General features: G+C 70.0%; 12 protein-coding genes and 1 pseudogene. 5 read left to right on the top strand and 8 right to left on the bottom strand.

Going from position 1 to position 10,506, the window contains the following annotated elements; translation table 11 throughout:
• The first annotated feature begins 152 nt into the window (after window positions 1–152).
• On the top strand, window positions 153–1,022 hold the full coding sequence (locus tag OHA11_RS02215; RefSeq protein ID WP_266491429.1) for a LuxR C-terminal-related transcriptional regulator: 870 nt from the start codon (window positions 153–155) through the stop codon (window positions 1,020–1,022).
• Between the two features lie 52 nt (window positions 1,023–1,074).
• Here the strand turns inward: OHA11_RS02215 and OHA11_RS02210 are convergent, their stop codons facing one another.
• The 3 genes from OHA11_RS02210 to OHA11_RS02200 form a co-directional block, all read right to left on the bottom strand.
• A complete protein-coding gene (locus OHA11_RS02210) occupies window positions 1,075–2,433 on the bottom strand; it encodes an NAD(P)/FAD-dependent oxidoreductase (RefSeq protein WP_266491428.1) in 1,359 nt (452 codons plus the stop codon).
• 33 nt (window positions 2,434–2,466) lie between these two features.
• On the bottom strand, window positions 2,467–3,327 hold the full coding sequence (locus tag OHA11_RS02205) for an SAM-dependent methyltransferase (protein WP_266491426.1): 861 nt from the start codon (window positions 3,325–3,327) through the stop codon (window positions 2,467–2,469).
• A 422-nt stretch (window positions 3,328–3,749) separates the two neighbouring features.
• The gene (locus tag OHA11_RS02200) at window positions 3,750–4,124 is read right to left on the bottom strand and encodes a hypothetical protein (protein ID WP_266491424.1); all 375 of its coding nucleotides are present in this window, start codon (window positions 4,122–4,124) and stop codon (window positions 3,750–3,752) included.
• Between the two features lie 62 nt (window positions 4,125–4,186).
• On the opposite strand from OHA11_RS02200, the pseudogene OHA11_RS02195 reads away from it, so the two are divergent.
• Window positions 4,187–4,315: pseudogene (locus OHA11_RS02195) on the top strand (IS5/IS1182 family transposase); the annotation flags it as partial.
• A gap of 441 nt (window positions 4,316–4,756) precedes the next feature.
• Here OHA11_RS02195 and OHA11_RS02190 read toward each other — a convergent pair.
• Window positions 4,757–5,203 (bottom strand): nitroreductase family deazaflavin-dependent oxidoreductase, encoded by a 447-nt coding sequence (locus tag OHA11_RS02190; RefSeq protein ID WP_266506888.1) that lies wholly within the window; start codon window positions 5,201–5,203, stop codon window positions 4,757–4,759.
• A gap of 203 nt (window positions 5,204–5,406) precedes the next feature.
• Here OHA11_RS02190 and OHA11_RS02185 point away from each other — a divergent pair, with 203 nt between their 5' ends.
• Window positions 5,407–5,841: a nuclear transport factor 2 family protein gene (locus OHA11_RS02185; protein WP_266491423.1), complete on the top strand. Its 435-nt coding sequence runs from the start codon at window positions 5,407–5,409 to the stop codon at window positions 5,839–5,841.
• Between the two features lie 9 nt (window positions 5,842–5,850).
• Here the strand turns inward: OHA11_RS02185 and OHA11_RS02180 are convergent, their stop codons facing one another.
• From OHA11_RS02180 to OHA11_RS02170, 3 genes are all read right to left on the bottom strand, one after another.
• Window positions 5,851–6,327 (bottom strand): carboxymuconolactone decarboxylase family protein, encoded by a 477-nt coding sequence (locus OHA11_RS02180; RefSeq protein ID WP_266491421.1) that lies wholly within the window; start codon window positions 6,325–6,327, stop codon window positions 5,851–5,853.
• Window positions 6,328–6,447: 120 nt separating this feature from the next.
• A complete protein-coding gene (locus OHA11_RS02175; protein ID WP_266491419.1) occupies window positions 6,448–7,080 on the bottom strand; it encodes a LysE/ArgO family amino acid transporter in 633 nt (210 codons plus the stop codon).
• A 265-nt stretch (window positions 7,081–7,345) separates the two neighbouring features.
• The gene (locus OHA11_RS02170; RefSeq protein WP_266491418.1) at window positions 7,346–7,915 is read right to left on the bottom strand and encodes a TetR/AcrR family transcriptional regulator; all 570 of its coding nucleotides are present in this window, start codon (window positions 7,913–7,915) and stop codon (window positions 7,346–7,348) included.
• 163 nt (window positions 7,916–8,078) lie between these two features.
• Here OHA11_RS02170 and OHA11_RS02165 point away from each other — a divergent pair, with 163 nt between their 5' ends.
• Together OHA11_RS02165 and OHA11_RS02160 are read left to right on the top strand one after the other, a co-directional pair.
• On the top strand, window positions 8,079–8,537 hold the full coding sequence (locus OHA11_RS02165) for a nuclear transport factor 2 family protein (RefSeq protein ID WP_266491416.1): 459 nt from the start codon (window positions 8,079–8,081) through the stop codon (window positions 8,535–8,537).
• Between the two features lie 41 nt (window positions 8,538–8,578).
• On the top strand, window positions 8,579–9,094 hold the full coding sequence (locus OHA11_RS02160) for a flavoprotein (RefSeq protein ID WP_266491415.1): 516 nt from the start codon (window positions 8,579–8,581) through the stop codon (window positions 9,092–9,094).
• Window positions 9,095–9,125: 31 nt separating this feature from the next.
• On the opposite strand, the gene OHA11_RS02155 is transcribed toward OHA11_RS02160, so the two are convergent.
• Window positions 9,126–10,436, bottom strand: a complete 1,311-nt coding sequence (locus OHA11_RS02155; RefSeq protein ID WP_266491413.1) for an alpha-glucosidase/alpha-galactosidase — start codon at window positions 10,434–10,436, stop codon at window positions 9,126–9,128.
• Window positions 10,437–10,506 lie beyond the last annotated feature (70 nt).

The raw sequence follows: 10,506 nt of genomic DNA, 5'->3' as shown, positions 1-10,506 counted from the left end.
TTCTTCCATCGTGAGTGCCAACGGGATATCTCCTGCCTTTCCCGCCGGGAGGTACCGGTCCCTACAGGGCGAATCCGCCCGGCACCGACATGGCCGGGGAGTCCTCGGACGAGAGCGGGGCGTTACATACCCCAGCGCTTCGAGGAGGCCCCGTGAACCCGAACCCGCCGCCACCCACCGCCGAAGACCGGCAGATCAGCCGTGCCCTCACGGACTTACTCAAGGCCACCGGAGTGGATCTCGCCTTCGGTGGTGTGGTGTCGGACGGACGCCAGGTGAAGATCACCAAGAGGGTCGGCAGCGCAAGAGGAATGCCAAACGGGTTGACCGTCGGGTTCGGTCTGGGCCTCGGAGGCAAGGCGCTGGCTCTGCGGCGCCCGCTCATGGTCAACGACTACGTGGCCACGAGCGGGATCAGCCACCAGTACGACCGGGTGGTCGCCGCGGAGGGCCTGCGTGCCATGGTGGCAGCTCCTGTGGTGGTGAACCGGACGGTACGGGCGGTGTTGTACGGCGCGATTCGCCAGGCCGTTCCGCTGGGCGAGCGAACTGTCGGCGCCCTCACCGATACCATCCGCCACTTGGAACAGAGCCTGGCGGTACAGGACGAGGTGACCCGCTGCCTCGCCAGACTGGAAAACGAGTTGGTACCACCCGACGGCGCCGACCCGACAACGTCGCCCCGGGTTGAAACGGTCCGCGGAGCCTATGCCGAGCTGCGGATTCTCGCACAGCAGGTCACTGACATCGATGTCCACGACCAGGTCGGTGCCGTATGCGAAAAGCTGGCCGCGGCCATCGGCGGTTTCTCCCCGTTCTCGTCCGCACCGGCACTGTCCTCCAGAGAGCTCGACGTCCTGTCGTGCGTCGCGCTGGGCTGGACCAACAGCGACATCGCGGCCCAACTCGGCCTGCGGATCGAGACGGTGAAGAGCTATCTGCGCAGCGCGATGCACCGGCTCGGATGCCACTCGCGTCTTGACGCGGTTGTCACCGCCCGTGGCCTCGGCCTGCTTCCCTGAGCCGAACCACTGCTCCAGCGGCCGACGGCGCCGAGGCGGGGCTGCCCGGGACTCATGTCCCGTGCTCCGCCTCCGGCGGCGGGACCGGCAGGCCGGGACGGCACGGGCGGAGGAGGGCACGCAGGACGACGCACGGGGCGATCAGCCGGGCGGGTGGCGCGGTGAGCGAGGAGACATCGCGATAGGCCGCGCCGACCACGGGGTCGGTGACAGAGCGGGCGATCAGCCGGGACAGGTACCGGATGCGCACGCGATCGGCGAGCGTGGCCGAGCCGGCGTGCGGACGGTCGGTGCTGACGGCGATCAGCCAGGCAGCGTCGGCGGCACGGCTGACGGCGCGTTGGGCTGTGCCCGCCAGTCCCGGGCGCAGGCCGCCACGAGCCAGCGTGTCGCGCAGTGCGAGCGCGCCGAGGGCCACCACGGACATCCCCTGTCCATACACGGGGTTGAAGCTGCATGCCGCGTCCGCCACCGCCACGAACCCCTCCGGGACGCCCCCGGGGTCGCTGTAGTGGAGGCGGCGGTTGGCCGTGTTGTGGAAGCCGTGAATCGCGGAACGCGGCTGTGCTTCCTTCACCGAGTCATGGATGTAGGGGTGCGCGAGCGACGCCAGGAAGTCCAGGAACCCGTCCTCGTCGGTGGGAGGCCGGTGACGGCGCCATCCGTAGAGCATCAGGAGCCAGTCGCCGCCTTCCAGAGGAAGCAGTGAGCCGCCCCGCGGGGTGCCGGGCGCAGGGTTGATGTAGACCCCGGCGGTCGGCGGCGAGGCCAGCGTGAGCCTTCGGCTGGCATAGCCGAGACCGGTGTCCACCGTTTCCTGGCGCGGTGCCGACCGACCGAGCGCGACCAGCCACTCGGGCGCGCGCGAGCCACGCCCGGAGGCGTCGACGACCAGCTCTGCGGGCAGCTCCCGCTCGCCCCGGCCGCCGTCGCGGACACGGAAGCGCACTCCGGTGACCCGATCGGCGGTGCCGAGCAGGCCGGTCGCCTCAGCGGCCTGAACGACCTCCACCCTGGTGGCAGTGGAGGCCGCCGCGCGCAGTACTCGGTCTCGTACAACATGATCCAGCAGTGGGCGGCTGCAACTCAGCAGCGCGTGCCGCCCCTCGTGGAATCGGTGCTGCCAGCCGTTGCCGTACCGGATCAGCAGGTCCCGAGGGAGTTCGAGGCGGTGTGCCCCGGCCTCGGCGAAGGCGGCGCCGGTGCCGGGCAGTAATTCCTCCAGGGCACGCCGACCGCCGCTGAGGAGGACGTGCGGGTGCCGTGCCTGCGGTACGCCCTTGCGGAACCGGGGACCGTCCGGGTAACGGTCCCGTTCGATGACGGTCACCGTGTCCGCGTGCCCCAGCAGCGCCCGTACCGTCAGCATCCCGGCGAGTCCGCCACCGATCACCACCGCTTCCCGGGGCATACGTATCCACCTCTCCCTCATCGCTCCGGCACGTCAGCGATTGCTCGCCATCCCGCCCCACACCAGGCGGCCCGGGTCGTCGGCGGGCGGCACCGGGGCGTCCGGACGCCAGTCGTCCAGCGGGACCAGGCCCGGGGGCTGGACGATGAAGTCCCCGAAGAAGCGGGCCACTTCGGCCGCGCTGCGCAACTCTCCCTTTCCGGTCTCTCCCCGGTAGAGCATCATCAGGCGCTCGGCGCGGTCCCGGTCGTGATCCGACACCAGTGAGTTGACGGCGAGGCAGCTTCCCGGAGCCAGCCGGTCACGCAACAGGGCGATCTGGCTGTGGGGGTCCGCCGCGTCCGGCAGGAAATGGAGTACGCCGGAGATCAGGACGCCCAGGGGCCTGGCGAAGTCGAGGAGCTCCACCACCCGGGGGTGTTCCAGGACGGCTGCCATCTCCATGACGTCCCCGAGGATCAGCACCGATCCGGTGCCATCGAGGAGTTGCCGGCCGTGGGCCAGGACCACGGGATCGGTGTCCACGTAGACGACCCTGGCCTCGGGTGTGTGGCGGGCGGCCACCTGATGCACGTTCTCCTGAGTGGGCAGCCCGGCCCCCAGGTCGAGGAACTGGGTGATCCCCTCGTCGACCACCATGGACCGTACCGTCCGGGTCAGCCAGCGCCGCATGGCGCGCGCTGTCAGTGGTGTCTGCGGCATCTCGGCGGCTATCCGGTCGGCGGCGGCGCGGTCGGCGGGGTAGTTGACCTGGCCGCCGAGGAAGTAGTCATAGATCCGCGCGACATTGGGTGAATCCGGATCGACAGCGGAACCCGGGTCGGTTTCGGGGACGGTCTCCCGGGAAGAACCGGTCTCTTCTGCCCTGGACGAGGTGTCCGTCGACATGTTCATCCGCCAACTCCGCTCGCTAACCAGGCAGCTCTGCCTGAGGTGTGGTGGTGTGGTGCTGCGCGGGCTCCGCCCATTCGCCGCGCGACAGTCCCTTTTTCCGGCCGGGGACTACCGGGGACGAGCGCTCGGGAAGCGCGAGTAACGGCACTCACCATGAAGGGAATCCGCGTGTTCTCGCCACCCCCAGCTGAGGGGGACTACTCAGGGCCGCGGGGGACGGTCTCCGCGACGATCGCCTCGTAGCTGGGGGTGTTCGATCTTGCCCGGGTGGTCGGGCTCCTCCGCGGCCTCCGGGATGGGGGCGTGGATCGTCACCAGCTTGGTGTCAAATGAGCGACTCTGTCGGGGGTCCGGAGCCGCCTCCCCGATCCTGTCCAACATCTACCTGCACAACTGATCGTTTCAGAATGGGGGGGCGCCGGCTATTCGTCGTCGAGTCGCTGAAGAACCTGTGTGAAGTGCCCGGCGTCGAGCAGGCCGGCGAGTACCTGTGTCATGTTGTGGATGCCGGGATCCCGGACTATCAGACCGTCAGTACACCAGAAGTAGCGGCCGCCCAACTCCTTGCCTGTCCGGGACCACCTCTTCATCAGACGCGCGACCTCGGCGAGAGTGAACACGGTCGCGCTCCAGCGGGAGCCGTCTGCTGTCAGCCGTACCTCTACGTCGACGTTGCAGACGGCATCCAGATCCTCGCCGGCGCTGGGCAGGAATGATGCCTCGAACCGATCTGTGCGGACGCGGTACCAGGGTTCATCCCATCCCTGCTCAATGGCCTTGTCCCCGGTGTTGGTCATTCGGCGAGTATCACGATCCGCCTCGGAGTGCTCAACTGGGTTCTCTGGCAGGCTTCGGCCTCGTGAGCGTGAACCTTGTCCCCGACGATCTCTGGGACCGGACAGCCCCGCTGTTACCGGTGCGCCCACGACGGCACCGCCATCCCGGGCGGCTCCCCGTGCCGGATCGGGTCGCACTGGCGGGCATCGTTCACGGTAAGCCGCTGCGCTTGTACGCCGACCGGGGCTACGGCTTCGACAGGTACCGCCGCCTCGACGTGACGGACGCCGTCACCGCCCACCGCGCCGCATGCGCCGGGGCACACCGGTTCCAGTCCAGGCACACACAGCGGCGGCCCCGCCGCGACGGGGGAGCGCGGCGGGGCCCGAGCGTCGGGTGCCCGGCGGGCCGGGAATCATGCGAACTTTTTTCGAGCGAGTTCCGGAGCCGTCGCAGGAGCCCGTGATTCCGCGACCGCGGACTCCAAACCGGCAGGTCGGCAACCCCGCGACTGGTGGGCGACTCACACCGGGAGGGCGACTCACACCGGGAGGGTTACCCGCACCGGGATGGCGGCACCCCCGGACGGCGGCCCGCACTGGGGCAGTGCCCCGAAATGGCCCCCGCCATGGTCATGTCCCGGCGCCGCTCACTACCCGGCGGCCGGCTCCAGGACGAAGACCGGGATCTCGCGGTCGGTCTTCTTCTGGTAGTCGGCGTACGGCGGAAACGCGGCGACCGCCCGCTCCCACCACTGGGCCTTCTCCTCGCCGGTCACTTCCCGTGCCGTCATGTCCTGGCGCGTCGGGCCGTCCTGGAGTTCCACGTGGGGATCGGAGACGACGTTGTGGTACCAGACGGGGTGCTTGGGCGCACCGCCCACAGAGGCGACGGCGGCGTAGGTGCCGTCGTGCTCCACGCGCATGAGCGGCGTCTTGCGGATCTTCCCGCTCTTGCCGCCCAGGGTGGTCAGTACGATCACGGGCAACCCCGTGTCCCGCAACGTCGTTCCCTCGGTCCCGCCGGAGCTTTCGTACAGCTCGACCTGATCGCGTACCCACTGGGTGGGGCTGGGCTCGTACTCACCCTTAAGAGGCATGAAATCCATCCCATCGATCGTCATTCGTGCGACTCGTGCCGACACACGACTCAACACGGCCACCGCAGGGATTTCATCCCTCCCACGCGCCGCTCCCGCTTACCTGGTGGGTAATCGCCGGGTGTCCTGCGGGTCGGCAGTATGGGGCTCATCGCTCCGGACGGGGCGGAGAGCCATGTCGGTTCGTCGAGACAGGGAGCCCCATGACCGCCACGACCCGCACCGTCGTCGAGGAACTCCTGCGCCGCATCGGCCAGGACACCCCCGAGCGGATCGCCGAACTGTACGCCGACGGGGCCGACTGGAAGCTCGACTGGCCGCAGGACGAGCACGGGCGGGCGGACACCCCCTGGATCCGGGCGCGGTCCACCCGTGCCGACGCGGCCGACCACTACCGCCTCCTGGCCGAGTTCCATATTCCCGGGCAGGCGGCCACCGAGATCGAGCGCATCCTCGTCGACGGCGACGAGGCGGTCGTCCTCGGCGAGATCCGCCAGACGGCGAAGCCGACCGGGCGCGCCTACCGCGCCCGGTTCGCCCTCCACCTCACCGTCGAGAACGGCCTGGTCGTACGCCACCACGTGTACGAGGACAGCCTCGCGGTGGCCCGCGCCTTCCGGGCGACGACGGGAATTTGACGACAGGGCCTAGCCCCACGTGGTGCCGGCGGGCTCCTGGACCGTGGCGTTGATGCGGTTGAAGAGGTTGGTCGTGGCGATCCACAGGATGAGCGAGGCGAGCTGCCGCTCGTTGTAGTGGTCGGCGACCTCGTCCCACAGCTCGTCCGGTACGGCGTCGCCGGAGCGGTCGCCGAGCCGGGTCATCGCCTCGGCCAGGGCCAGGGCGGCGCGCTCGGCGTCCGAGTAGAAGGGCGCCTCGCGCCAGGCCGACACCGACCACAGACGCTTGTCGCTCAGCCCCGCCTTGTGGGCGCTCTGGCTGCCCGCGTAGACGCAGGCGCTGCAGCCGTTGATCTGGCTGGCCCGCAGGTGCACGAGCTCAAGCGTCTCCTGGGGCAGCCCTCCTTCGCCGGCCGCCTTGATCAGCCCCTGGACGGCCGGTGCCGCGTCGGGAAGGATCGTCGTCAGGTTCTTCATCCGTGCCTGCACGATGTTGCTCCTCATGAGTTCCGAAAGCGTCTGTCATCGCACTGACGGAGCGCGGCGCGGAAGTGTGACGGACCTCCGTACGACTCTTCGGGTAACTCCTCGGATGGCAGGCAGGCAGGCATGCGGCGCGGCCCGTCACCGCGGCGCCACGAGCATGCGTACCGCCAGTGCCAGGATCACGGCGCTGGACACCAGCGCGGTCACCAGCTGCCCCCACCGACCCGTCAGCGCGCGGCCCAGCAGCGCGCCGCCGCCCGCGAGCAGCAGCTGCCAACTGGCCGACGCGGCGAAGGCGGCGAGGACGAACACGCCCTGTTCCAGGGGGCCGACGGCGGCACCGGCACTGCTGCCGAGGACCAGGGCGGCGAAGTACACGACGGTGGTGGGGTTCAGCATCGTGACGCCCAGCAGGGTCAGGTAGGCGCGGCCGGGGCTCACCGGCGTCCGGTCGGAGCGGGTGGCGAGCCGTCGCGCGCGGTACTGGCGGAGTGCGGTGAGTCCGCCTCGTAGGGCGAGGGCGACGAGCACGAGTGCCGAGGCCCAGCGCAGCGGGGCCAGTACGGGCTGGAGAGCGGTGGCGAGTGCGGAGCCGCCGAGCGCGGCCAGCAGGGCGTAGAGCCCGTCGGCCGTCGCCACGCCGAGCGCGGCGCTCGCGCCGATCCGCAGGGACGTACGGGCGGTGAGGGAGACGAGGTAGGTCGCGACCGCTCCGACGGGAATGGCGATGCCATATCCCGCGAGAAGCCCCGCGACGAGCGCGGCGGTCACGTCCGCGGAAGCGAGAGCCTCCGCGGTCGGCCGGACTGCTGCTGGACCCGCACCGGACGAGCGGCGGCGGAGATCAGCGGCAGAAGGGCTTCGGTGGTGGTCATGGGCAGATGCTGACGTCGGGACGGCAGTCGAGGCAACTCATTTGTCGCGTACGAGAATGCGCGACGCACCCGGGCCCGGGTGGGACCCGGGTGGGAAGGGCGGTGGTACCCGCGAGGTCTGCTGCCGCCCGCAGTCGGACGAATCACCCAGAGGTCGAAAGTCAGTGGCCGACGGCGCCGCCGTGCCCCGCCACCAGCATCCGAGCCGCCTGCCCCGCCTGCGCGGCGGGCTCCGCGCTCCCCTCGATCGCGGCGGTGACCATGGCCCCCTCCGCCAGCAGATACAGCTGGCCGGCCAGGGCCGTGGGCAGTCCGGCGTCGCTCATGAGACCGGTCAGGTAGTCCTTGAAAGCCCGCTTGTGGGCCCGGACCTGGGCGGTGACCCGCTCCGACGTCGCGCCGAGCTCCCCGTACGAGTTGATCCACGCGCAGCCCCGGAAATCGGGCTCGCGGAACCACTCACCCAGCCAGTCGAAGACCGCGAGGATGCGGCTCCGCGGATCCTCGTGTCCGGCCACGTGGTCGGCCAGCCGCTGCCGCCAGCGGATGTCGCGCCGCTCCAGGTAGGCCACGACCAGGTGTTCCTTGGCGGGAAACAGCTGGTAGAGCCGCTTGAGCGAGACCCCCGAAGTGCCGCGGATGTCGTCCATGCCGACGGACTGTATGCCCCGCCCGTAGAACAGGGTTTCCGCCGCGTCCAGGGCCTGTTCCCTGGCGACCACGCTGTCCATGTACCGGCCCGCTCCTTGATGTCTTGACGGGAGAACCACCGTTCTCTACGTTAGCAGCCACGCTGGAGAACGCACGTTCTCCCGCTCGTCGCACCGCCGTTGAGCCCCACCGCCGTTGAGTCGCGCCGCCATTGAGCTGCATCGCCATCGAGAGGAAGTCGTCATGACCGACCGCCCGCCCCTGCCGCCCTTCACCCGGGAGACCGCGGCCCAGAAGGTCCAGGCGGCCGAGGACGCGTGGAACACCCGCGATCCCCACAAGGTCTCGCTCGCGTACTCGCAGGACTCGGTCTGGCGCAACCGCGACACCTTCGTCACCGGCCGAGCCGAGATCGTCGGGCTGCTCACCGACAAGTGGCGGCGCGAGCAGGAGTACGCCCTGCGCAAGGACCTCTGGGCCTTCGACGGCAACCGCATCGCCGTCCGCTTCCAGTACGAGTGCCGCGACGCCGACGGCCGGTGGTGGCGCTCCTACGGCAACGAGCTGTGGGAGTTCGACGAGCACGGCCTGATGACCCGGCGCGAGGCGAGCATCAATGACGTACCGATCGAGGAGAAGGACCGCCGGATCCACGGCCCGCGGTCGGACGCGGAGCGAGGCGACTCCTTCCCACTCCAATAGGGCGTCCCATAGGGGCCGAGCGCGTTCAGTAGGGTTCCCGGGTGACCGAACAGGCCCGTAAGCCCTTCCTCTACGTCGTCGTCTGTGCCGCCGGAGTCGCCGAGCGGATCGACGAGTTGATCACCCTGGCGCAGGAGCGGAACTGGGATGTCGGGGTCATCGCGACCCCGATCGCGACAGGCTTCTTCGACATCGCGGCGGTCGAGTCGCGGACGGGCAGGCAGATCCGGTCCGCGTGGCGTTCCCCCGGCGACCCGCGCCCCTTCCCCGACCCGGACGCCGTCACCGTGGCCCCCGCGACCTTCAACACCATCAACAAATGGGCCGCCGGGATCGCCGACACCCTCGCCCTCGGCACACTCTGCGAGGCGTACGGGATGGGGGTGCCGATCTCCGTACTGCCCTGTGTGAGCGAGGCGTTGACCGCCCACCCCGCGTATCGGGACAGCCTGGAGCGACTGCGCGGGATGGGTGTCCGGTTCGGCGAACACGCCTTCGGCGGCCCGGCGGAGCGGGGGTTCCGCTGGGAACAGGCCCTGGACCTCCTGGAACGGTGACCCGGTTCGGGTCGGGAGCGCGGGGCGGGAGTCAGTGCCCCAACTCCTCCCGCAACTCCGGCTGCAACAGCTTCCGGTGAGCCCGTACGAGGTCGTCGCACAGGTCCCAGATCCGCTCCACCGGAAGGGCCGCCGCCGTCGCGGGGTCGGCCATCGCGGCATGACGGATGTGCCGCGGTTCGCCGTCCGTGGCCGCGCGGACGACCAGGTCGGTGACGGAGACGTACGCGCTGTTGAGCGCCGCGCACTGCGGGGGCAGTGACCCGACACGGGTCGGCTGGACGCCCAACGCGTCGGCCAGGCAGGGGACTTCGACCACGGAGTCGGCGGGCAGGTTGTCGATGAGCCCGCGGTTCGGCACGTTCCCGTAGATCGTACGCGGGGTCCCCGTGACGACACTGTGGATGACCTGGGGCGCGTACTCCATCGTGCCCTCGACGGGCAGCGGAGTGTCCGCGGCGAGGGCCTCGCGGGTGCGCTCGTAGTCGGCGGTGTTCTCCTCGATGATCCCCAGATACGCGCCGACCGGCAGCCGGAGACGCTCGATCTCGGTGTCGTGGCGCAGATACCAGGGGACGTACTCGGCGGAGTGCTCGCTGGTCTCGGTGGGGTAGTGGCCCAGCCTGCGGTACATGTCGACCCGTACGCGGCGCAGGAGCTGCGGATCCCGGGCGATCGCGGCGTCGAGGAGCGGGTGGAGGTCGCGGCCGTCGCGCTCGAAGCGCAGCACCCAGGCCTGGTGGTTCACGCCGGCGGCCAGATAGGAGACCTCGTCGAAGGGCACGCCCACCAGGCGCGAGAGGTCGTGCATCGTCCAGTACACCGAGTGGCACAGGCCGGTCACACGCAGTGCCGGTGCGATCCGGGACAGGTACAGGACGTTCATCGCCATCGGGTTGGTGTAGTTCAACAGCAGGGCGTCCGGGCAGAGTTCGGCCATGTCCTCGGCGAGGCCGCGCAGCACCGGGAAGGTACGCAGGGCGCGGAAGATGCCACCGATGCCGAGTGTGTCGCCGATGGTCTGACGCACGCCGTGGCGGGCCGGGACGGCGAAGTCGGTGCGGGTGGCCTCGTTCATGCCGACCTGGACGGTGTTGACGACGAAGTCGGCACCTTCGAGGGCACCGCGCCGGTCGGGGTGCGCGGAGATCGTCGGTTTGGCGCCGCGTTCGTCCGCGATGTGGCGGGCGGCCCCCTCCGCCGTGGCCAGCCGCTCCCCGTCGATGTCGTGCAGGGCGATCCGGACGTGCCCCAGCTCGGGGAAGCCGAACAGGTCGGCCAGGAGCCCCTGCGTGAACACCACGCTGCCGGCTCCCACGAAGGCGATCTTTACCTCGGTCATGCGCGGCTCTCCAGGTTGGTGTGGACGTGGGCCTCGGCGGGTTCGGTGGCGGCCACGGCAGGGTCGTACG

Source organism: Streptomyces sp. NBC_00878, assembly GCF_026341515.1.
Classification (GTDB): Bacteria; Actinomycetota; Actinomycetes; order Streptomycetales; family Streptomycetaceae; genus Streptomyces.
This window is presented reverse-complemented; position numbering and strand designations above follow the sequence as displayed.